This is a genomic window from Prevotella sp. oral taxon 317 str. F0108 (genome assembly GCF_000162415.1).
GTDB lineage: Bacteria > Bacteroidota > Bacteroidia > Bacteroidales > Bacteroidaceae > Prevotella > Prevotella conceptionensis.
Window position 1 is genome coordinate 1,145,356 of record NZ_GG740072.1, and the last position, 24,350, is coordinate 1,169,705.

A 24,350-nucleotide genomic window follows, 5' to 3' on the forward strand; every position below is an offset into this window, starting at 1 on the left:
TATAAACGCGTTTAGCAACAGTTTGCTTACAACGCATCAGCCCAATGCAGCATGTTGTATGCCTACAAGCACCTTTGTAGTGTCAGTACAAGTGCCTTGTAGCGCCAGTACAAGCATCTTGTAGCATCAGTACAAGCACCTTGTAGTGCCAGTACAAGCACCTTTGTAGCGTTAGTACAAGCATCTTGTAGTGGTGCAATTCTTTGCTTTTAAGCTGTATTTACAGAACAATCTATTTTACTACCATACCTAAAACCATTTTGTTTGTAACTATTAGGCCTTTTCTAAAAAGCTCTCTTCGTTACTTGGTTGCCAGGTACATGGTGCAGATTCCGAATGTTAGCCGCGTAAACTTAACTTCTTCGAAACCTGCTTTCTTGAGAATTCCGACCATCGTTTCGCCTTGAGGAAAGGCTTCGACGGTGCTGATGAGATAGCGATAGGCACCCTTATCCTTGGATACGAGGCGCGCATAAAGCGGCAGTACGGTGTGCGAATATATCTTAAAGAGCCACGACATGGGGAAACGCTTGGGAGCCGAAAGCTCCACGATGCTTAAATGTCCGCCCTTGCGCAACACGCGATGCAATTCGCCCAGACACTTGTCAAGGTCTTTAAAGTTGCGGATGCCGAACGCGGCAGTCACTGCATCAAACCGTTCCGCAGGGAACGAGAGGTTCATGCAGTCTTCTTTCATAAACGACACCACGCCTCCCAGCTCTGCCTTCTCCACCTTCTTGCGCCCAATCTCCATCATTCCTTCCGAGATGTCGGCCCCAACAAGACTGCTAGGCTTGAGCATCTTTGCGGCCAAGATAGCGAAATCGCCCGTGCCTGTGGCTATGTCGAGCATCTGTTTTGGCTTGAACGGCACTAGTTGCCCGATGGCCTTACGTCGCCAACGCTTATCTATGTCCCACGAAAGGCGGTGGTTCAACACATCGTATGTTGGAGCAATGTTGTCGAACATCTTTTCAACCAACTCGCCCTTATCGCCTTGTTCGCCGTAGGGTTTTATCTCTTCTTGCTTATACATGGAGGATATGTGCCATTAAATAGGGGTTATAGATAACGCGAAAGGCAACTTTGTTGGGCCTTCGCCCACACAGTCGACCTTGCTGTCATCCTGTTTTTTTAACGTATATTCAAACCAAAGGCATGAACGAGAAAAGCGAAACTGCGCTTTCATGCCACCCTTTCCTCGCCATAAAGACGACTGGGGCTGACATGAAAACCAGTTACCGCTTGCCGTTCTATTTGCCTTGCGCCAAATATTCCGTTACGTTCTTCTCGATACGAGCGGCCAAATCAGCCTCATCAGCTGCCTTATTAAATGTCTCGCCGGTGATATGCTCGTACAGTTCGATATAGCGATTGCTCACCTCTTCTGCGTATTCGTCGGTTATTTCGGGCATGGTTTGGCCAGGCTCGTTCATGAAATTGTGTTCGATGAGCCACTGGCGCAAAAATTCTTTCGACAATTGGCGTTGCGGTTCGCCCTTAGCCAGCTTTTCTTCGTAGCCTTCGGCATAGAAATAACGGCTCGAATCGGGCGTATGTATTTCGTCGATGAGGTACACCTTGCCGTCGCGCTTGCCAAATTCGTACTTCGTATCAACGAGAATAAGGCCATGTTTGGCAGCAATTTCCTGACCACGACGGAAGAGTTTCTTAGTGTAGTCTTCCATCACGGCATAGTCTTCGGCACTAACAAGACCTTGTGCAATGATTTCTTCTTTCGAGATATTGAGGTCGTGACCTTCGTCGGCCTTCGTCGTTGGCGTTACGATAGGTTCGGGGAAACGCTCGTTTTCTTTCATGCCGCCGGGCAATTTCACACCGCACAGTTCCCTACATCCGTTCTTATATTCACGCCAAGCCGAGCCTGTAAGTATCGAACGAATGATCATTTCCACACGGAAACCCTCGCATTTAAGGCCGACGGTCACCATCGGGTCGGGCGTGGCCAACTTCCAATTGGGACAGATGTCGGCCGTAAGGTCAAGAAACTTGGCCGCTATTTGGTTCAGAACCTGCCCTTTAAAAGGAATGCCTTTCGGCAAGATAACGTCGAAAGCCGATATTCTGTCGGTTGCTACCATCACGATTTTGTCGCCGTCGATGTCGTACACATCTCTAACTTTACCGTGATACACACTCTTTTGTCCAGCGAAGTGGAAATTGGTTTGTGTCAATGCTTTCATCTCTATCGTTGTTTTATTGATGTATCCTATTCTTTCTCCTTATTTCTTTCGGTTTGGTAATATGCCTCGTAGGCATTTACGATGCGTGTAACAAGCTTGTGACGCACAATGTCCTTTTGGTCGAACTGCACCGTCGCAATGCCCTTTACATTGCGCAAGATGTCTAATGCCACCCTCAAACCGCTCTTTTGTTCCCTTGGCAGGTCTATTTGGGTTAGGTCGCCCGTCACAATCATCTTGGTGTTTGTGCCCATACGTGTTAGAAACATCTTTATTTGGGCCATCGTGGTGTTCTGCGCCTCGTCTAAAATAACGATGGCATCAGTGAGCGTTCTACCGCGCATAAAGGCCAACGGAGCGATCTGTATCACATGTTTCTCCATCATGTCTTGCAACTTAACGGCAGGAATCATGTCTTCCAGCGCATCGTACAGCGGTTGCAGATAGGGGTCTATCTTATCTTTCATGTCGCCAGGTAGAAATCCCAGTTTCTCGCCAGCCTCTACTGCGGGTCTACTAAGGATTATCTTCTTGGCCGTTTTCTCCTTCAAGGCCTTCACTGCCAACGCTATGCTCAGGTAGGTTTTGCCAGTTCCTGCTGGTCCAACGGCAAAAACCAAGTCGTGGCGTTCGTATGCGTCTACCAGTCGCTGTTGGTTTTCGCTCCTGCTCTTTATGGGTTTGCCCGTGATGTTGTACACAATAACATCTTTAATGGCATCGGCCTTGGTGCGTTTACCCTTAATGATGTCGAGAATGTCTTCTTCGTTGATGGCGTTGTATTTAAGGATATGTTTCCTTATGCCTTCGGTCTTCTCTTCGAAAACAGCCATCTCTTCCTCATCACCCAACACGCGGATAACATTATCGCGAGCTACGATGCGCAATTTGGGGAACAGCGACTTAATCATTTGCAGATGCCCGTTGTTCACCCCATAAAACATTACGGGGTCAATGTCTTCAAGTACAATATGCTTCTCTACCAATGTCGTAATTCCTAAATATAATATTAGTGCAAAATTACAAAAAGCTTTCCATAACCCAACACTTTTTTCTATCTTTGTGGTGCAATTAAACGTTTTTCAATGAGATTGACAAAGAACCAGTTTTTAAAGGCTTTCGCCGCGGCGGTTGTTTTGCTGGCCGTGGTGCGGGCGGTTTTCCCTTCCATCGCCAAACCTGCCGATGCAAAGAAGAAGACCGAAACGAAAGGGCAAGACATCAGCAAAGATGCCGAAAGAAACGCGCATGCAGCAGCACAACCCGTAGACGGAAAGCTAACCAAACTGAAATTTTTCAAGCCCGACGGCACACCCATGAAGAACCGCATTATGAGTGTTCCCAACTTTTCCAAAGCCTTCCCCGACCTTAACGACGTGCAGTTGGAGATGGCACAGAAGTATGGCGTTAAGCCCGTGGCCGACCGAAAGGAGGCAGAAAACAGAAAGGCTGAGTTGGTGTATATGGCTAGCAGCCCTTATTACCATGTAGACAAGCTGAACAATAGCGTGCCTTACCTGGTGCCGAGAGCTGCCGTACTGCTGAACGACATTGGCCGAAACTTCTTCGATAGCCTGCAAATTAAGGGTATTCCACTGCATAAGTTCATCGTAACGAGTGTTCTTCGCAGTGAGGCCGACGTGAAAAAGCTACGCGGACACAACGGCAATGCCTCAGAAAACAGCTGCCACAGGTTCGGAACAACATTCGACATTGCCTATAACCGATACAAAACAGTGGAATCACCCGACGGACCTGCGCGCCGAAAGGTAAGAAACGATACGTTGAAATGGGTAATGAGCGAGGTTTTGAACGACTTGCGACGAAACGAACGCTGCTACATTAAATACGAAGTGAAACAAGGTTGTTTCCATGTCACGGTGAGATAATTGTTGCAAGCAAGTACCTCATCATCCTCCTGTATATATAATAAGGTGTAATATGAAAACACTTATCGTTGTTCTTGGACCTACGGGTGTTGGCAAAACAGCACTTTGCCTGCATCTTGCCAAGCGTTATGCCGCACACATCATCAGTGCCGACTCGCGGCAGATGTTTGCCCAACTGCCCATTGGCACTGCTGCCGCCACTCCCGAAGAACAACAACAAGCCATCCACCACTTCGTTGGCCATCTCAAACTCGACGAGTATTATAGTGCATCGTGCTTTGAAACCGACACCCTTGCCTTGCTCGACCAGCTTTTCGCCAACGGCGACGTAGCCTTGATGACGGGCGGCAGTATGATGTACATTGATGCCGTTTGCTATGGAATAGACGACATTCCAACCGTAGACGACAACACACGGAAACACGTAAAGCAACTGCTCGAACAACAAGGACTACCCGCCCTTGTTGAGCTACTTAAACAATTAGACCCCGAACACTACGATTTCGTTGACAAGCAAAACCCCAGAAGAGTATGCCACGCCCTTGAAATATGCCTGATGACGGGCAACACATACACCTCGTATCGAAAAAAAGAGCGCAAACAACGTCCGTTCAACATTATTAAGATTGGCCTAAACCGTCCGCGCGAAGAGATGTACAACCGCATCAACCAACGTGTGTTGCAGATGATGGCCAATGGATTGGAAGAAGAGGCGCGCCGCGTTTATCCCCTACGGGGGCTTAATTCGCTCAACACCGTGGGGTATAAGGAACTGTTCGCCCATTTCGATGGCACCATCCCCTTGGAAGAGGCTGTAAGACAAATACAATCCAACACGCGCAGATACATGCGCAAGCAACTAACATGGTTTAAGAAAGACCCTGAAATAAAGTGGTTTTATCCCGACAACACAGAAGAAATTACAAATTATATCGACAGTTTTGTCGGGATAACAGATTAAATACGTAAATTTGCAACAGGCAAACCACGCGTTGCACCTGCATCATGAGCATGTGAACAGCGGCGCGGCTTATGCCAAACAATAAGAAGAACACAGGCCCGATGCGCCTCCGAAAACAATCGACAGGACAAAGGCGTTGTCTTCTCAACCAACCAACAACTGATTATGCGAAAGAAAATCGTGCAAGGCGCGAAATGGTGCGCCACTAAGTTAAAGGCATTTTGGAAATGGTATAAAGGCCTATACAAAGGCCGCAAATGGTATTTCAAAACGGGTGTGGTCGTTGCATCGGCGTTTGTTGCCTTCTTTGTCTATCTGGGTATGGTAGACATCAACTTCCTTTGGCTCTTTGGCAAGTCGCCGGGATGGTCCACCATCAACAACCCCATAACTGCGCAAGCCTCTGAAATATACAGTGCCGACGGAAAACTCATCGGCAAATATTTCAACGAAAACCGCACGCCTGTAAGCTACGGCGACGTTAACCCCGTGTTTTGGAATACCCTTATCGACACCGAAGACGAGCGTTTTTACAGCCATTGGGGGGTAGACCCCATCGGAATGTTCGCTGCCGCCAAGGATGCCGTTACCAAAGGCGACGGCCGCGGTGCATCTACCATCACCCAGCAGCTGGCCAAAAACCTTTTTAGGGTGCGCACCGAATATTCTACGGGCTTGCTTGGTAAGATTCCCGGCATACGTATGCTCATCATGAAAACCAAAGAATGGATCATCGCCACGAAGTTGGAGCTGAGCTACGACAAGAATACCATCCTCACGATGTATGCCAACACGGTAGACTTTGGTTCCTCGGCGTATGGAATTAAGACGGCCTGCAAAACCTATTTCAACATCACGCCCAAAGACCTGACGGCCGCGCAGTCGGCTACGCTTGTGGGCATGCTCAAAGCCACAACCACATACAACCCCATAACGCATCCCGAAAATAGCCTGAAAAGGCGCAACACCGTGTTAGCCAACATGGTTAGGCGAGGCCATCTAAGCCAAGCCGTGTACGATTCGCTCTCGCAAACGCCTCTTAGCCTTAAATACAACGTTGAAACCAATTACGACGGACAGGCCAATTATTTTAGGGAGGCAGTGGCCGACTACCTCAAAGACTGGTGCGAAGCCAATGGTTACGACCTTTACACCAGTGGCTTGAAGATTTATACCACCCTCGACACGCGTATGCAAAAATACGCAGAGGATGCCGCCACCAAACAAATGCGGCAGGTTCAGCAAAACTTCAAGAACCATTGGGGAAAGAACGACCCGTGGATTGACGAGCGCGGAAGGGTGATACCCGACTTCATCGAGGGCATCGCACGCAAACAACCCGTGTATAATTGGCTGTTGGAGAAATTCCCCAGCCAGCCCGACTCCATCACGTATTATCTCAACAAGCCACATAAGGTTAAGCTTTTCGACTATGCCAAGGGCTCTATCGAGATGAATATCTCTACGATGGACTCCATCCGCTATATGGTTCGTTTCATGCACTGCGCGTTTGTGGCAATGGAACCACAAACGGGAGCAGTGAAAGCATGGGTGGGCGACATCAACTTCGATGCGTGGAAGTACGATAAGGTAAAGGCCATGCGCCAGCCTGGTTCCACCTTTAAACTCTTTGTTTATACCGAGGCCATGAACCAAGGCCTTACGCCTTGCGACAAACGCCGCGACGAATACATCACGATGCAGGTGTACGACAAGAAGAAACACGAGGTGGTTACCTGGACCCCCTCTAACGCCAATGGTTCGTTCTCTGGCGACTCAATGCCGTTAAAGTCGGCTTTTGCCAAGAGTATCAACTCGGTGGCAGTACGTCTTGGCCAAGAAATGGGCATCAAACGCATTATCGAGACAGCCGAGAAGATGGGCATTAAGAGTCCATTAGAAGATGCGCCCTCGCTAGCACTCGGCTCAAGCGACGTCAACCTGCTCGAACTAACCAACGCCTACTGCACCATTGCTAACGACGGTATGCACCACGAGCCCGTACTTGTTACCCGAATAGAAGACAAAGACGGCAAAGAAGTGTTCCTTGGCCCAGCCACATCAGAACAAGCAGTGCCTTACAAAACAGCCTTCCTTGTACAACAGCTGCTGATGGGCGGCATGCGCGAGCCTGGCGGCACCTCTCAAAGCCTTTGGGGATATGTGGGCGACTATCGCGATACCGACTTTGGAGGAAAGACGGGTACATCCAACAACCACTCCGACGCCTGGTTCATGGGCGTTAGTCCTAAACTGGTGGTTGGCGCTTGGGTTGGCGGCGAATACCGAAGCATACACTTCCGCACCGGTGCACTAGGACAAGGGAGCCGAACGGCCCTGCCCATCTGTGGATATTTCTTACAGTCGGTGTTCCGCGACCCAGCATTTAAACAATATCATGGCAAGTTCGGTAAGCCGCGAGATGCAGACATAACACGCGACATGTACCTGTGTGACAGTTATTATCCGCGAGCGAAAAAAGACACAACAGAAACCGATAGTACGGGGGGAGAAGGTATCATCATTCTCGACGGCAATGGAAATCCCATCAGGGAAATTTCACCAGGCGACCTTCTCCCCTCCGAGCAAGGTCAAGAGAAAAAACGTTCTCGCCCCACCGAGCAACCGCTAAATCTCGATGAGCTATAACACGCCACGATATATTGCACGCCATTGCACACCTCATCCAGTAAGTCAACGCGCGGCGGATTTCGCCAACAGGCATCCGCCACATTACAATTTTCTATTCTGATTGCCGTGTCAAACGCGTTTAGTACCAAATTAGTACACATATACGGTGAAAGACAAGTCAACACAGACCGACTTTGATTAAGCCATCCTAAGACAGATTTGACAAAACAACGTGAACAACGATACGCCCAACCAAATAGACTTAGAGAATGGGGAGATGCAAAAGGCTCTCCAAATCATACAGTTTACCCGTCGCTCGCTCTTCCTAACGGGAAAGGCGGGCACGGGTAAATCAACGTTTATGCGCCACATCGCGGCCACCATCAAGAAAAAACACATCATCCTAGCACCAACGGGTATCGCTGCCATCAACGCTGGCGGAAGTACCTTGCACAGCTTTTTCAAACTGCCTTTCCATCCCTTGCTGCCCACCGACAAACGCTATTCCACGCGCAACATTCGCAACACGCTTAAATATAATGGCGAAAAAACAAAACTCTTACGCGAGGTAGAACTCATCATTATCGACGAGATATCGATGGTTAGGGCAGACATCATCGACTTTATCGACAAAGTACTGCGCATCTACAACCGCAACATGCGCGAGCCTTTCGGTGGAAAACAGTTACTCTTGGTGGGCGACATCTATCAGCTCGAACCCGTAATAAAAGAAGACGAACGCCAATTACTTCGTCCGTTCTACCCCTCTTGTTTTTTCTTCGATGCCCATGTGTTCAGAGAAATGCAACTCATCGCAGTAGAACTGAGGAAAGTTTACAGGCAAAGGGATGCACAATTCATTTCCCTACTCGACCACATACGCACCTCGCACGTTTCTGATAGCGACCTGCGACTACTTAATGCACAAGTTAACGCCGAGATAGGAACAGAAGAGGGGCGCTTGTCCATCACGCTATCGGGACGTAGAGATACCGTCGACTACATCAACGAGAAACAACTCAACACCCTACCCGACGAACCAACAATATTCTATGGGCACATCGAGGGCGAGTTCCCAGAGAGCAGTTTGCCCACGCCAATAGAATTAGAAGTGAAAACCGGCGCACAGGTACTGTTCATCAAGAACGACAAGGAACGTAGGTGGGTGAACGGCACACTAGGGACTATCATTGGGTTTGGCGACGAACAAGACGGTATTATATACGTTCGAACCGAAGACGGACGCGACTTCGATGTGGAAAGAGAGATTTGGTCGAACGTGCGATATACCTTTAACGAGAAAGAACAAAAGATTGAAGAAGAGGAAATTGGCAGCTATCGGCAGTTTCCTATCCGCTTGGCATGGGCCATCACCGTACACAAGAGCCAAGGCCTAACCTTTAACAACGTAAAGATAGACTTCACTGGCGGCGTATTCGCTGGCGGACAAACCTATGTTGCCCTATCGCGTTGCACCTCTTTGCAAGGCATTAGTCTGCAAGAACCCATCCGCCGAGAAAACATTTTCGTACGAACAGAGGTCACCAACTTCGCGCGCAATTACAACAATCTCAACATCATCAACTCGGCTTTGCAAGAAAGTAAGGCCGACAAGCAATATAACGATGCCATGACCGCCTTCGACAAGGGCGACATGCAAGCGGCCATCGACAACTTCTTTCTGGCCATCCACAGCCGATACGACATTGAGAAACCCGCCGCCAAAAGGCTTATCCGCAAAAAGCTGAACATAATCAACCTGCTAAAACAGCAGCTGGAAGAGGCACGCGCTATGGAAAAGCAACGTGCAGAACAACTGAAACGCCTAGCAGCCGAATACACATTGCTTGGCAAGGAGTCTGAAAAGGAGGGCATGCCCCAAGCTGCCATCAGGAATTATGAAAAGGCTTTGGAGCTATGGCCCGACTTACCCGAGGCCAAACGCAAGCTGAAGAAATTGAAAAAATCGGGAGATTAAGGTAGCTTTGATATATTTTAAAGGAGATTTCTTATACAAACATGGCAAAATAACCAATAATCTTTTAAAAAACGAAGTACAGATGACATCAAAAGCACGTAGTAAATCATTGTTCATACTAGTAATTTGTCTTACCCTCATGGCAGCCTGTTCTTCTCATAATGGCAGAAGTCTTGAATGCTTTGAAGTAACCAACAGACAGTTAAAAGCCATTGTTAATACCATGACGCAACAGTTTTTCACGGAAAATACGGAAGATAAGGTCGCTGTACTTGACATTGTACAAGAGGACTCGATAACTAAATTTGTCTTTTCATTTCAAAATAAGCACCGCTTACGAGATAAATACATTGCGTATAAAGGCAGGCGCATAGTGGGATATATCAGCCAAAACCATCGTGATTTGATTGTGCTAACCAATATCCACATTATCACTGAATTGCAAGAAACCCTTGAACCACTGATGAAACCCTCAGACAAAATTAAGAATTTTGACTTTCTATCCACAGACAACCAATTGTACTACGATGCTGAAACAAAAGGATGGAAGAGTTTCGAAACGATATACGAGCCTATCTTGGTTGAGTATCAACTAAAAGAAGGACACTTTTCACAGCCAACAATGAAAAGATAACATCACAATCCTCCTCTCTTATATAAAATAACAGATGAAACATCTTACAGCAATAATTGCAGTGATAATAGGTTCTATTTTGGTTGGCTGCAACCAGAAAATTAAGCAGAGTAGACTTTTCGTTCCCAAACAAATACAATGGGACACCTTGAAAGGTGGATTTGAAGATGATACCGATTTGTATCATAAAGCCTTCTTTGTGCTATATGTGAGTAATGACACCCTCTATAAGATAAAGACTGAAAATGAATTGATAAACGACAGCATCCTTACTGTCACATCTGCATCTTGTGCAGAAGCCTTTGAAATAAAAGAAATAACCCCCGAAATGCTTATAGTTGAGAGGGAAAATAAGAAAGACACCATCTTTCTTGCACACTACACAGACCACAAAGTGCATAAGCAAAGTATAAATAGAGTTAAGCAATGGATCTATGGTAAATATCCAGCACCTGAGATTGTCATACCAAATTGATTATATCTGAACCTATCAGAAGTTATCTCCACAATAAGAACATCAAATGAAACTTATCTTCAACTTATTGCTTGCTGTATGTCTCTCGGCATGCGCTTTATCACCAAACACCCCACAAAAAGACATAATAAAGGATGTGCAGAAGAGAAAAAGCACCATCGTAATTGACGGTGAACTTAAATTGCAATACCATACGAAAGGCGAATACTATGTAATGGACTTTATAACCATTGGTGAAAATTACATTACCTTTAATAAAAAGGCATCTGAACTGATTACCATTCATATCAGATATGCAGGTGAAAAAGGAGCCATTATTGGAAGAGATTATCACTTCGACGACGATACGCACAAACTATCGCATTTCTATTCGCTAAGGAATAATAACCATCATGGTTTTGCCGTATTCTATAATGATGCGAGAAAAGTTGAAAGATACGAGTACTTCAATGAGGGAGAAAGTGGGCATCCACAATTGACTAATACCAATTCTATTAGTAAAGTCCACCAAGAAGTATTTTCGGACAGCCTCTTCAATACGCTATTCCCAAGACGAGGGTATGGAGATTTATACAAGAATAATTCTATAGAGTATCACAAAATTCGGGATAAATGTATCTTGCTTATAGGTCCTTTATGTTTTGTCGTTAAGAAAGAGGGTACTCTGGAAGCAATCTTTACGCACTGTTATAAATGCAACAATAAGTTGTTCAGAGGTGGAGAAGGTTATTTCTTTGACCCACACAGCCATTACTTAATAGCTTTGTGCCGTTATAAACATAACACACTAAATGGAAAAGCCATTATATTTGATAATAACGGGATGGTAATACAACACAAATGACGACCTAAACAAATGGTGTAATGGCCCCTACATGATTTGAGTATGAAAAATAGATGGACAACTTAAAAGCACACTTCATCCCTTATCCATACCTCTTACCACACTCATTCCAATGAAGTCGTCATGCCTTTTTAATATTGAAGTCATCTAGACTTTTAAAATCTCTACAATTTGAGAGGAACTTATTTTCTTTGTGCTACTAAAACAAGATAAACGCCCTGCTCATGTACGAAGTACCAGACAAAGACACAATAAAACATGAGGTTATCTCCCTTTTGCCTGTAACAAAACGTGGTTATGTTTCAAAAAGCGACCTGTTGGAAGGTATTCCAAAGATGCTCTTCAAGTTGCAAACTGCCTATCGAAGGCAAATTAATTCCGCGTTTCCACGATGTTGTTTCCATTGGCCGCGAGCAACATGCCCTGCAACCGCGCGCACTGGCGGTGGTAAGCGTTCCTGGTTTTCGTGCCGTTGCCCATGCGCGTGCATACAGCACAATCGCTTTTGTCTAGTTTTCAGCAACAAATTTAACATTATAACTGCCCTTTCTATCAACCAATCGTCCACCTTGCCGCAAATAATCGATTCTCGCGGAGGTTTGTTTTAATGCAAAAAGGGGGGTGTCTGTGAATGCGGTAAAATGTATTTTTATTTATAAAGACAGCCATTTACACCAATTTGAGGGCTATTTGCAGCAAAATGGGGTGCAATATGGTGCAAAACGCAGTGCAATATGGTGCAAAACGCAGTGCGTTTTGGTGCTAAACGCAAGGTAAAACGGTGCTAAATGCAGGGTAAAATGCTGCTAAATTCAGGGCAAAAAGCATAAGGATGCACTGCAATGGTATAAATATAACCTTTGTGAACCATCAGAAACAGGACGAAAAAGGGCAAAACAGCCATTAAAAAGCCGATTTTTAGGGGTTAAAAGTGGGTTATTGGGCTTGAAAAATTACGTGCCGGCAACCAAACTAGAAAGGCAAAATGGTACAAAACGCAGGTTTTGTCCTTAAAAACAGCCAAGTTGGAAGACGTGGAAGGTTAGAAATAGTGGCTTTTTACCTACTTTATGACCTATATTTTTGCTGGAATGGAGTGAAAATTAGAGCCAAATTGTAAAAACAAATAAAACAATTTAAGTTTCTGAGTTGAGGGGTTGGCAACTTGGCGTTTGGGGGAGCCGATGCTTACGGGAACTGTTGGTTTTTCGTGAATCTATAAACAGTGAGCTTATTTGCCCCGTACTTCGTACATAAGTGCGGTGTTTTTCTTGGTTTTACTGCACAAAGACACCAAACTCCTCTCAATTTACAGAAATATTATAAGTCAAAACAACCTCGTTGTGTAAGCCGCTCAGTTCATGAGCATCTAAGGGTTTTAACCCGGACTCGGTCGTTGAGTAGGTGCAGATTTTGCCTGTTTGTTAAGTACATCGACTATCTTATCCTTGAAGGCATAGCGTGCCACGTTAAGAGAATAAGGCAGGAAATATGCCGACAAGCAAACGAAAAATGAACAGGAAACGATGGAAACACCCCCAAAATAATTGATAAGCGGTCTGATAGACCGATTGGGCTTTAATCGTAACTGCACATTTGGGTTACATTTGTAACCTTTGTGTCTTGATTTTGAATAAATTGTTGTTCGTTACCATTTCTTTGGCGGATAGATGGCTTATTTTCAAAAAAAAATGCTTACTTTGCAGGTTAAAATTAGGAGCCTTGAGGCAAAATAGATAGACGAGCGAACATTTTTGTATGAAGAAATATATTCGATGGGTTGTCATAGCTGTTGCCATCCCGATTGTGCTTTTTCTTATCTTAGTGGTTCTGCTTTACTGCCCACCTGTACAAAACTGGGCTGTTAAGCGGGTTGCGAGCTATGCATCGCAAAAGATGGGCATGGAGATAACAGTGGATAGGGTGAGACTTGTGTTTCCACTTGACCTCGGTGTTGAGGGCGTAAGGGTTCTGCAAGCTAATGATTCGATAGCGGGACAAACCGACACCATCGCCAATGTGGGAAGAATTGTGGCCAATGTGCAATTGATTCCTTTACTAAGCAATAAGGTGGAAGTAGACGAACTGTCGTTACACGACGTGCAGATGAATACAGCCAACCTTGTGCATGAGGCACGCATAAAAGGAAAAGTGGGCTTATTGCTTGTGCAAAGCAGGGGTGTCGACCTCAACTCGAAGACCATCAGGGTGAACCAAGCCCAACTGAAAGATGCCAACATCAGCGTGGAGTTGAGCGACACCGTTCCGCCCGACACCACTAAAACTCCCATTTATTGGAAAATAAAGGTGGACAAATTGCAGATAGAGCACTCTAAAGCTTTGCTGCGAACACCACGAGACAGCATGACCGTATTGGTAGATCTGCCCAAACTGGATGCTAAAAACGGCTATTTCGACCTGTATAAAAATCTCTATCGGCTTGAAACGCTCAATTGGCAGAACGGAAGTCTGAACTACGACCAAACCTACAAGCCCCGAACAGACGGCTTAGACCCTAATCACATACATCTTACAGAACTGCATTTGGGTATCGACTCATTTTATTTCTGTCAGCCAGAGTTGAAAATGAATCTCCGTGTGTGCGCCTTTAAGGAGAAAAGCGGTGTTCGTGTAAATCATATTAGCGGACATGTTGCGCTCGATTCTACGCGTATTGCGTTGCCCAATCTTGAACTGCGCACTCCCGAATCGTCGCTCACGGCCAAGTTCAACATGGATATGAACGCCTTCGATGAGGTTAATCCAGGTAAATTATATGTTGCCTTGCACGCCTCGTTGGGTAAGGCCGACTTGCTGCGCGCTATGGGCGGCATGCCCGAAGGGTTTAGAAAGGCGTTTCCCAATTATCCTTTGCGCATAGATGGCGTGGCTAAGGGCAACAAGGAACGTATTGCCTTTTCAGGACTTAATGTGGTTTTGCCCACCGCCTTTAAGCTGCAAACCACGGGTTACGTAGAGAAACCTATGGATACGCGTAGGTGCAAAGGAGAGATTTTCTTGAAAGCCAATACCTATAACTTGAACTTCGCTAAGGTGTTGCTTGACAAAAAACTGCAACGGCAAGTGAATATTCCGTCGGGTATCTCGCTTAACGCTCGCGCCAAGATGCAGGGTGAGGCGTATCAAGCAGACGCCACGATGCACGAAGGCGGCGGCAGCGTACAATTAAAGGGCAGTTTTAATGCGCACAAGATGGCTTACAATGCTAACATTAAGCTGAAAAGTTTGGCTTTACAGCATTTCTTGCCCAACCAAGGCTTGCATCCCTTTACGGGCGAAGTGGAGACACGAGGTGTGGGAACCGACTTTATGTCGACCAAAACCCAACTGTTTGCCAATGTGCGCATAGACCGTTTCCACTATGGTGGTTATGACTTAGACAAAATTGCAGGCAAAGCGCAGATGAGCAACGGCCTTATCACTGCCTCGTTACAAAGCAATAACCCCTTGTTGAAGGGTTCGATAAACGTCAACGGACGAAATAGTGATAAGCTGATAAAGGCACACATCAATACCGACCTGGCCAAGCTAGACCTTTATAACCTGCACTTGCTAGACCAAAAAGTGGTGGCCTCTTTCCGTAGCGACCTTAACTTGGAAACCAACGGCAAGGATTACTACAAGCTTGAAGGCAATGTTGCCGACATCATGGTTAACGATACAGCCAAAGATTATCGCCTTGGAGCCATGTCTGTAAACCTCTTTACCAATCGCGACACCACCCATGCCAATCTTGTTTGCGGCGACCTTGCATTGCAAATGAATAGCAAGGGCGGCTATGCCTATATCTTAAATCGCGGCATGGGCTTTTGGAAAGAACTGCAACACCAACTTGCCACAAAACACCTAAACGAGGCACGACTACGCGAACGCTTGCCCTTAGCCAACATCAACTTGCAAAGCGGACGTCAGAATATCTTTATGCGCGTGTTGCGTAAGTATGGCTACTCGGTGGGCGAAATGTCTGCCGACCTCCATTCGTCGCCCGTTGCCGGGCTAAATGGTTATCTCAACGTCAACCAGCTGGTGGCCGACAGCATACTTATCGACACGGTGCGTTTGGCATTGAAGTCTGATGCCGACCAAATAGCCTACTCGGTGCAGGTGCGCAACAACAAGAAAAATCCTCAATACGTGTTTAATGCCCTCCTAAATGGTGCATTGGAAGAGCGCGGAACATACATCAAAGCGCAGATTTACGATGAAAACAACAAGCTGGGCATCGGCATGGGCGTACGTGCCACGATGGAAGACAAGGGCATACGCCTTAGTTTGATGGACCGTGAGGCCGTTTTGGGCTATAAACAGTTCACGGTTAACGACAGCAACTACGTGTTTATGGGCGACGATCGCCGCGTTTGCGCCGACCTGCGCTTACGGGCCGCAGACGGAACAGGTATCCAACTGGCCACCAACAACGAGAACGAAGAGGCTTTGCAAGACATTACGCTCTCGCTAAACCGCTTAAATCTTGAGAAACTATTCTCCGTTTTGCCCTACATGCCCGAAGTGTCGGGTACGCTTAACGGCGATTTCCACGTAATACAAACCAAAGATGCGTTGTCTATCTCGTCGGCCGTGTCGGTTACCGACTTGGCTTATCAGCATAGTCCGATGGGAAATCTCAGTTCCGAGTTTGTTTACATGCCGAAGTCCGACGGCGGACACTACATTGATGGTACGCTAAGTCAGAACGACATACAGGTTGGTCAGCTGTCGGGTACGTACAATTCGGCTCGTGGTGGGCAGCTTGATGCCACATTGAAACTCGAACGGCTGCCCCTTACCATCGTAAACGGATTTATACCCCAGCGCATGTTCGGACTTAATGGTTACGCCGAAGGCGAGTTGGCCATCAAGGGCGCATTGTCTAAGCCTATGATTAACGGCGAAGTTTTCCTTGACTCGGCCCACCTGTTCAGCGACCCGTATGGCGTAACGCTACGTTTTGCCAACGACCCCGTGCGCATTGTGAACAGTCATCTGCTGTTCGAAAACTTCGAAGTGTTTGCCCACAACGACAGTCCACTGAACATTTCGGGCGAATTCGACTTCTCAAATCCCGACCGTATGCGGATGGACATGCGCATGCGTGCCAACAAATACGAGATCATCAACTCCAAGGAGAACTATCGTTCCGAAGTGTTTGGCAAAGTGTTCGTTAACTTCTCTGGCCGAATGTCGGGCGAAGTGAGCAACTTGAACCTGCGCGGTAAGCTGGATGTGCTTGATGCCACCGACATGACTTACGTTCTGCGCGACTCACCGCTTTCTACCGACAATCAGATGGACGACTTAGTGTCGTTTACCAACTTTGCAGAAAACAAAGCCGAAATTATCAATCGCCCCGCATTGACGGGCTTTAACATGGACCTGAGCATGAACATCGACCCCAATGCGCACATTCTTTGTGCGCTCAATGCCGATAAGTCTAACTATATCGACTTGATGGGCGGTGGCAACTTGCGCATGCAATACACTCCGGTTAACGGACTAAGGCTTACAGGACGTTACACCCTTAACAACGGCGAGATGAAGTACTCGCTCCCCGTTATTCCGCTTAAGACCTTTACCATTAAGAATGGAAGTTACATTGAATTTACGGGAGATGCAATGAACCCGCGCCTAAACATCACCGCAACCGAGATAACAAAGGCCTCTGTAACCACAAACGGTAGGGACGGGCGTATCGTTGAGTTCGAATGTGGTGTGGTGGTAACCAAGACCTTGAAGAATATGGGATTGGAATTTACCATCGACGCACCACAAGACATGACTGTCAGCAACCAACTTAAAACGATGGGTAGCGATGAACGCGGAAAACTAGCCGTTACGATGCTCACCACAGGCATGTATTTGGCAGACGGCAACACCAGCAGTTTCTCTATGAACAATGCTTTAAGTGCATTCTTGCAAAGTCAGATAAACAACATCACGGGCAACGCCCTGCGAACACTCGACCTAAGTATTGGTCTCGACAACGTAACGGATGCCAGTGGCAACATGCACACCGACTATTCGTTTAAGTTTGCCAAACGATTGTGGAGCAACAGACTTCGTATTATCGTTGGTGGTAAAGTCTCGTCTGGTTCCGATGTCGGGCGAAACGACAACACTTTCTTTAATAACGTATCGTTGGAGTACCGCCTAAACCAAGGTTCTACACGTTACATGCAAATGTTCTACAATCGCGACAGCTACGATTGGCTGGAAGGCGACATCGGAAAGTATGGCGTTGGTTTTATTTGGCGAAGAAAGCTGCGCCACTTCCGCGATATATTCCGACTTAAAGTTCCCGAAGAGGTGGTGCTGCCAGCAACGCCCGACTCACTAAATAAAGAAAAGAAAGATGGCGAATAACCCCAAACACGTTTTCTCGGCATTGTTAGCTTGTGTCGCAACGCTTGTCGCTACTTCTTGCTCCACCACGAAAGGCGTTCCCGAAGGCGACCAGCTGTATGTTGGCCTTAAGAAAATAAAGTACACGAACTACGAAGACAACTCGCATTTCTCCTCAACACAAGAAGAAATGGAGGCTGCTTTGGATTGCGCACCCAATGGTGCATTCATGGGTAGCAGCTATTATCGCACCCCTTTCCCCATAAGCCTTTGGGTATGGAACGCCTTTTCCGAGTCTACATCGGGCGCAGGCAAGTGGATAAGCAAAACCTTTGGCAAGCCCCCAGTGCTGATGAGCTGGGTTAATCCGGCCTTGCGCGCATCGGTTGCACAGAACACATTGAAGAATAATGGCTATTTTCAAGGTCGAGTGAAGTACGAAGTGCTAACACAAAAGAACCCTAAGAAAGCCAAGATTGGCTATTCGGTGAGCGTTGGCCCACTTTACACGCTCGACTCGGTGGCCTATCTCAACTTCCCTCCCGAAATAACGCAGCTCATTGCCTCGCGCGCCTCTATCTCGAAGTTGCAAAAGGGCAGTCCTTTCTCCGTGTCGTCGCTCGATACAGAGCGCAATCGCATAAGCAACTTGTTGCGCGATAACGGCTATTACTATTACCAGCCGGGCTACTCCTCGTTCCTTGCCGACACCATACAAGTTCCGCAAAAGGTACAATTAAAGATGTTGCCCACTGCCACTATGCCCGAAACGGCTAAGCGTCGGTGGTATGTTGGTAAGATAGACTTCTATCTTCGCAAGCAAATGGGCGAAACACTCACCGACTCAGTAAAGCGCAAAAGACTTACCGTGTATTACAACGGCAAACATTCGCCCATACGTTCGCGTATCTTGATGCGCAACATCATGTTACGGCCAGAACATATGTATCGCTATCGCGATGAGAACCTCACTTCAACCAAACTGATGGACATGGGACTTTTCAGCATGACCGATTTTAAGTTTACTCCGCGCGATACCACGTCGTTGTCCGACACGCTCGATCTTTCGATAACGGGCTTGCTCGATAAACCCTACGACTTTTACGTTGAAACCAACTACACAGGCAAGACCAACGGGCGCATGGGGCCTGCCGTTATCATGGGTTTCACCAGACGAAATGCCTTCCGTGGCGCCGAAAAGCTAGACATTAATGTGTTTGGTTCGTACGAATGGCAAACAGGCCACAGTGCTAATGGGGCTGCTGCACAGATGCAGTCGTACGAATACGGTGCGTCGGCCTCGTTAGAGTTCCCTCGTCTTTTTGCTCCTTTTTGGCAGTCGCGCCGCTTTTACAACACGCCTTCGTCGCTTATCAAGGTGGCATCCAGTGTTATCAGCAGGGGAAACTACTTCAAAAGGCACATCGTTTCGGGCGAACTCACCTACAACGTGCAGACCTCCGAGCGTTCGATGCACCAGTTTTCGCCCATCTCGTTGCAATATAACTACATGACGAGCCACACGGCCGTTTTTGATTCCATCCTCAACGCCAACCCATATTTGAAGGTGACAATGAAAGATGTGTTCATTCCCAAGATGCGTTACAGCTACATCTTCAACAGTCCGTCGCGCTATCGTCATCCCATTTGGTGGCAAACCACTTTTAGCGAAGCCTCCAACCTCTTGTCGTTGGCCTATATGGCGGCAGGTAAGAAGTGGGACGAGAAAGACAAAACGCTGTTTAAGAACCCCTTTGCGCACTTCTTTAAGATAGAAACCGATTGGCGTAAAACGTGGAAACTAAACGCTCATTCGCAACTTGTGGCTCATGCCTCGGCTGGTGCGATATGGAGTTACGGCAACGCTACGGAGGCTCCGTATAGCGAACAGTTCTATGTGGGCGGTGCAAACAGCATCAGGGCATTTACGGCTCGTAGCATCGGGCCAGGGGCTTATTATCCTACGGCAAGCACAAACTCGTACCTCGACCAAACGGGCGACATCAAGTTATTGTTCAATCTCGAATATCGTCCACGACTCATCGGTAGCCTTTATGGCGCGGTTTTCATCGATGCTGGAAACGTTTGGGCCATGCATTCATCGAGCATGCGGCCAAACGCCACGTTCAATGTAAAGAACCTAGCTAAGGAAATGGCCCTAGGCACAGGTATAGGCCTTCGTTACGACCTCGATTTCTTTGTTATCCGCATAGATTGGGGTATTGGCATTCATGTGCCTTACAAGAGTGGTTTTTACAACATGGGGCGCTTTAAGAATAGTCAAAGCCTACACTTGGCCATTGGTTACCCATTCTAAATAAAGGTTATGGTTTGTTAGTCCTTCGTGGCTGTGTGTTAACTCTATTGTAGTACTAGCTTGGAACTGTGTATCGGCAATGTGGAATACACTTCCAAGCGTGGGAAAAGTTCCAGTCCTTCTCATGGAAATTCTCCGAACAAGAAAGTTATGCAGAGTACGTAATGGCAACATTTATGCCTGCCAGGGGCGAACATTGCATCTTTCTTGTTAGCCATCTCGGATAAAAACGTTTTCAAGATCCAAGAAAAAATAAGTTGTTTTAGGTTTTACAAAACAGCAATGATTATCGCAATTTGGTATTTTGGACAGAAAGTCTTATCTTTGTATTCAAATTTAATATGAATAACTTATGGGTATTATTGCAACACTTATTATTGGAGCCATTGCCGGATGGCTGGGAGGGGTTATCTACAAAGGCAGCGGTTTAGGACTTATCGGGAACATCATTGTTGGTGTTCTTGGAAGTGGCGTGGGCTCGTGGCTTTTAGGAAACGTGCTTAACATCTCGCTTGGAGAAGGCTGGATTGGGTCTATCTTAACAGGAGCTATCGGAGCTATTGTTATTTTATTCTTGATAAATTTGATATTCAAAAAGAAGAAATAAGAAAGGAAAAGCAGATATTTTAATCTCTGCTATTTTTTAAATTCACCTAATAAATGCAAAGCTCCGAGGTATGATATACTTCGGAGCTTTTTTGTTTGAAGGCTTTGAACTATCTCGTTGCACTAGCAGTCCATTTCTTTACATCTTGTTTGTAGTAAATGTATAATGAAGAAGCACTGATATTTATTACTTTCATACCTTCTTTAAAATCAATGTTCACCAAAGTGTGATCTCCTTGTTTTTTGAATTTAACACCTTTAAGGTCAGGGATTCCATCTGAAAAACTAAAATAGTAATTGTTTCCTGTTTTAATAACAGTAACAGAACCATTGTCGACAGATTTCGTATCGCCGTCAACCGTATAAGAGATTTTACCTTTATATTTTCCTATAAAAAAATCATTATCAGCAGGGTCGTCGCTCTTGCTACACGAAATAGAAAGTACAGCCACTACGACTAAACAAATTAAAGTAACTAATGTGAAAGCTTTTTTCATGACTTATAAAATTTAAATGTAAACAATACACAAGTTTAACTCATCCGTTTCTTTGCTTCTTTTTTCAAAGAGGCCAACTTCTTTTCTAATAAATTAATCAGTTCATCTGATTTACAATTTGATTCAGACAAGAGGTAGTCTACGTTCTCTTCTAAAGTCCCTTTCAACTTCGATGACTTTTCATTGAACATTTTGGTAAAACGTTCTATTTGTTCTTTCAGGTCATCAACTTTGTCACTTACAGAACCTTTAATTTTTTTACGAGTGTTTTCTCCCTTGTCATGGGCAAAAAGAATACCCAGTCCTACACCAACAGCTGCTCCAGCAGCTATACCTAATAATGTTTTTGTTATTTTCGACATAGTTATATATGTTCTTTGAAATCCATTTTAAAGTTACTTTCGACCGCAATGTATGAAAAATAAACGACAAAAACAAATTTCATACAGATAAAATAACAATTGAAAGGTATAGCTTGCAGGCATTTCTTTTATATTAACATTAGATACAAAGAGCGGTGGCCATGCAGCGAACGCCAACCTACTTCATAAATTTGGCAATCCATCAACAATCTTTGTCTCACCAAACATGCAACTCCCTCTGATTAAAAGAATATGTTTGAACGATACTTTTTATCAAAAACAATTAGTTATGGAACAAACTGTACTATGGGCTTGTGTGCGCGTATCGAATACGAGCATGAGTACAAGATGCCAGTAGTGGCCGATGGCGTGAGCACTTAGCATATAATAAACCGCACTGATAAAAGTTGGCACTAAGAACCTACATGGAAGCCAACCTGACATTAACTATTTCTACAAATTGAGAGGAGTTTTGTGTCTTTGTGCTGTAAAAACAAGATAAGCAACCCGCTCATGTACGAAGAGCTGGACAAAGATACGATGAAATATGAAATTCTGCCCCATTTGTCTTAGGCAAAACGCGGTCAGGTGTCAAACAGAGGTCGGGCGGAAGTTATTCCATGCGGTTTCCACAAACTGAAAACCGCGTGTCGATGGTAGACTACTTCTGCGTTTGCATGATGCTGCTCTCGTTGTCCGTGGGCAGCATGCCCCACAAATGCTCGCCCTGGCCGTCGCAAGCCTACATGTTTTTCGTGCCGTTACCCACTCGCGCGTATTTATTGCACATCAGTTTTGTATCGTTTTCAGCAAGAAATTTAACATTATGAGTGCCATTTTCGTCAACAATCGCCCACCTTGTCGCAAAAAATCGATTCTCGCGAAGGTTTGTTTTGATGCAAAATAGGGTTAGCATGTGCATGCGGCAGAATGAATAATTATTAAAATAGACTGCCTTTTTCACCTGTTTCAAGGCTATTTGCAGCCATAAAGAGTGCGTTTTGCAGCAAAATGCATTGCGTTTTGGTACTAAATGCAGTGCGTTTTGGTGCTAAATGCAAGGCATTTTGGTGCTAAATGCGGTGCAATTTGTCGCTAAATGCGAGGCGATTAAGCATAAACATACACCGAAATGGTATAAACAAAACCCTTTCGAGCGATGAAACACATGGCTGAAAGGGGCAAAATAGGCATTAAAAAGTAGGTTTTTAGGGGTTAAAAGTGGGTAATTGGGGTTGAAAAAATACGAGCTAGCAACCAAACTAGAAGGGTAAAATGGTGCAAAATGCAGGTGTTAAGCTTAAAAACAGACAAAACCCAAGTCGCCAAAAAGGAAAAACAGAAGCTTTTTACTAACTTTATGGCCTATATTTTCGCTAGAACGGAGCGAAAACAAGTGCAACTTTGTAAAATAAAAGATAATAATTTAATATTTTGAGCAGTTGATTTTATGAGTTGATGAGTTTGGGAGTTGATGAGCCTGTGAGTTGATGGACTTGTGAGTTGATGAGCCTGTGAGTTGATGAGATTGCGAGTTGATGAGTTTGCGGGTTAGTAAGTTGGTCAGTTGATGCCTTTGTGAGTTATTGGTTTTAGTGAGTTTACAGGCCAGTGAGTTGACTTGCATTGCACTCCGCTCACTTTGTAGAAATATTGAAAGGCAAGACAACTTCATAATATTGAAATAAAAAAGGCTTCCGTTTGAGCTTCAAATTGGCAGACAGCCTGTTTCACATTGGATGAAAATTCATCCCCACATTGCGTTGGTGAATCGGGAAAGAAACTTAAATAATCCCCAAATGTAGCATGGCGTACATGATACCATCTTCGTCTATATGCGTTGTAACAAAGTTGGCAGCTTGCTTTACGTCGTTGCCGGCGTTGCCCATTGCCACACCAACGCCTGCTGCACGTATCATACTGATGTCGTTTCCACCATCACCAAAGGCGGCGCAGGCATCAATGGGTATGCCGAGGTATTGGGCAATGGCGGCAAGCCCCCTACCCTTGTCGGCCATTCGCGAGGTAATGTCCATAAATTCAGGATGCCAACGCCCAGAAACGCAGTCGGGGATGCGTGGCATTAGCTGCTGTTCTTGTTCAACAGTGGCGAATGGAGTTAACTGCAAGATGTCGTATTGCATCACCTTCTCGATTGGTAAGTGATAATCAATGCCGTGGATGTCAAGCGTACGCCTAAAAATTCGGTCGATATTGTCCTTATAATTATAGGTGGTGATGTCTTTTTCGCCCACCACCACACACGAATAGTCTTGCTCGGTGGCATCGTTAAGTATCAATTCAACATCGCGCTTGGGGATGGGGTGATGATAAACCACTTCGTTGCCAACGGTGCAATATGCACCATTGGTGGTGAGATAACCGTCTATGTAGGGGAGAATGGAGTCGATGTTGTTGATGATGGCGTATGGTCTGCCCGTGGCGATAAAAACTTTCACCCCTTGGTGCTTGGCCTGTGCAATAGACTTAACAGCCGAAGTGGGGATGGTATGCGTCTTCATGCTAACAAGTGTACCATCGATGTCGAAAAACAATGCTTTTATCATATCCTGAAAAAATTTAGTGCAAAGG

At 45.7% G+C, this 24,350-nt stretch carries 16 protein-coding genes; 10 read left to right on the plus strand and 6 right to left on the minus strand.

Going from position 1 to position 24,350, the window contains the following annotated elements; all coding sequences use genetic code 11:
* Positions 1–301: 301 nt before the first annotated feature.
* The 3 genes from ubiE to HMPREF0670_RS04275 all read right to left on the minus strand — a co-directional run bounded on the left by ubiE (position 302) and on the right by HMPREF0670_RS04275 (position 3,190).
* Positions 302–1,036, minus strand: coding sequence for a bifunctional demethylmenaquinone methyltransferase/2-methoxy-6-polyprenyl-1,4-benzoquinol methylase UbiE (gene ubiE / locus HMPREF0670_RS04265; RefSeq protein ID WP_009229941.1), 735 nt, complete (start codon positions 1,034–1,036; stop codon positions 302–304).
* A 217-nt stretch (positions 1,037–1,253) separates the two neighbouring features.
* Positions 1,254–2,204 carry a phosphoribosylaminoimidazolesuccinocarboxamide synthase gene (locus HMPREF0670_RS04270; RefSeq protein ID WP_009229942.1) on the minus strand — a complete coding sequence of 317 codons (951 nt, stop codon included), beginning with the start codon at positions 2,202–2,204 and terminating at the stop codon, positions 1,254–1,256.
* Positions 2,205–2,230: 26 nt separating this feature from the next.
* On the minus strand, positions 2,231–3,190 hold the full coding sequence (locus tag HMPREF0670_RS04275; RefSeq protein WP_009229943.1) for a PhoH family protein: 960 nt from the start codon (positions 3,188–3,190) through the stop codon (positions 2,231–2,233).
* Between the two features lie 99 nt (positions 3,191–3,289).
* Here HMPREF0670_RS04275 and HMPREF0670_RS04280 point away from each other — a divergent pair, with 99 nt between their 5' ends.
* The 10 genes from HMPREF0670_RS04280 (at position 3,290) to HMPREF0670_RS04325 (ending at position 20,900) form a co-directional block, all read left to right on the plus strand.
* Positions 3,290–4,093: a DUF5715 family protein gene (locus HMPREF0670_RS04280; protein ID WP_044077688.1), complete on the plus strand. Its 804-nt coding sequence runs from the start codon at positions 3,290–3,292 to the stop codon at positions 4,091–4,093.
* Between the two features lie 52 nt (positions 4,094–4,145).
* The gene (gene miaA, locus HMPREF0670_RS04285; protein WP_009229945.1) at positions 4,146–5,054 is read left to right on the plus strand and encodes a tRNA (adenosine(37)-N6)-dimethylallyltransferase MiaA; all 909 of its coding nucleotides are present in this window, start codon (positions 4,146–4,148) and stop codon (positions 5,052–5,054) included.
* 165 nt (positions 5,055–5,219) lie between these two features.
* Positions 5,220–7,703 carry a transglycosylase domain-containing protein gene (locus HMPREF0670_RS04290; RefSeq protein ID WP_044077689.1) on the plus strand — a complete coding sequence of 828 codons (2,484 nt, stop codon included), beginning with the start codon at positions 5,220–5,222 and terminating at the stop codon, positions 7,701–7,703.
* 259 nt (positions 7,704–7,962) lie between these two features.
* Positions 7,963–9,663 carry an ATP-dependent RecD-like DNA helicase gene (locus HMPREF0670_RS04295; RefSeq protein WP_044077872.1) on the plus strand — a complete coding sequence of 567 codons (1,701 nt, stop codon included), beginning with the start codon at positions 7,963–7,965 and terminating at the stop codon, positions 9,661–9,663.
* Between the two features lie 82 nt (positions 9,664–9,745).
* Positions 9,746–10,297, plus strand: coding sequence for a hypothetical protein (locus tag HMPREF0670_RS04300; protein ID WP_232211177.1), 552 nt, complete (start codon positions 9,746–9,748; stop codon positions 10,295–10,297).
* A 34-nt stretch (positions 10,298–10,331) separates the two neighbouring features.
* Entirely contained in the window at positions 10,332–10,772 is a 441-nt protein-coding gene (locus tag HMPREF0670_RS04305) for a hypothetical protein (protein WP_009229950.1), read from the plus strand.
* A gap of 46 nt (positions 10,773–10,818) precedes the next feature.
* Positions 10,819–11,616 carry a hypothetical protein gene (locus HMPREF0670_RS04310; RefSeq protein ID WP_009229951.1) on the plus strand — a complete coding sequence of 266 codons (798 nt, stop codon included), beginning with the start codon at positions 10,819–10,821 and terminating at the stop codon, positions 11,614–11,616.
* Positions 11,617–13,374: 1,758 nt separating this feature from the next.
* On the plus strand, positions 13,375–17,997 hold the full coding sequence (locus HMPREF0670_RS04315; protein ID WP_009229952.1) for a translocation/assembly module TamB domain-containing protein: 4,623 nt from the start codon (positions 13,375–13,377) through the stop codon (positions 17,995–17,997).
* Positions 17,987–20,293 carry a BamA/TamA family outer membrane protein gene (locus HMPREF0670_RS04320; protein ID WP_009229953.1) on the plus strand — a complete coding sequence of 769 codons (2,307 nt, stop codon included), beginning with the start codon at positions 17,987–17,989 and terminating at the stop codon, positions 20,291–20,293. The genes HMPREF0670_RS04315 and HMPREF0670_RS04320 overlap by 11 nt, the downstream gene beginning before the upstream one ends.
* A gap of 352 nt (positions 20,294–20,645) precedes the next feature.
* Positions 20,646–20,900, plus strand: a complete 255-nt coding sequence (locus tag HMPREF0670_RS04325) for a GlsB/YeaQ/YmgE family stress response membrane protein (protein WP_009229954.1) — start codon at positions 20,646–20,648, stop codon at positions 20,898–20,900.
* 109 nt (positions 20,901–21,009) lie between these two features.
* Here HMPREF0670_RS04325 and HMPREF0670_RS04330 read toward each other — a convergent pair whose 3' ends face one another.
* From HMPREF0670_RS04330 to HMPREF0670_RS04345, 3 genes are all read right to left on the minus strand, one after another.
* Positions 21,010–21,396: a hypothetical protein gene (locus HMPREF0670_RS04330; protein ID WP_009229955.1), complete on the minus strand. Its 387-nt coding sequence runs from the start codon at positions 21,394–21,396 to the stop codon at positions 21,010–21,012.
* Positions 21,397–21,431: 35 nt separating this feature from the next.
* On the minus strand, positions 21,432–21,758 hold the full coding sequence (locus tag HMPREF0670_RS04335; protein ID WP_009229956.1) for a YtxH domain-containing protein: 327 nt from the start codon (positions 21,756–21,758) through the stop codon (positions 21,432–21,434).
* A 1,784-nt stretch (positions 21,759–23,542) separates the two neighbouring features.
* On the minus strand, positions 23,543–24,325 hold the full coding sequence (locus tag HMPREF0670_RS04345) for a Cof-type HAD-IIB family hydrolase (RefSeq protein WP_009229957.1): 783 nt from the start codon (positions 24,323–24,325) through the stop codon (positions 23,543–23,545).
* Between the last annotated feature and the right edge of the window lie 25 nt (positions 24,326–24,350).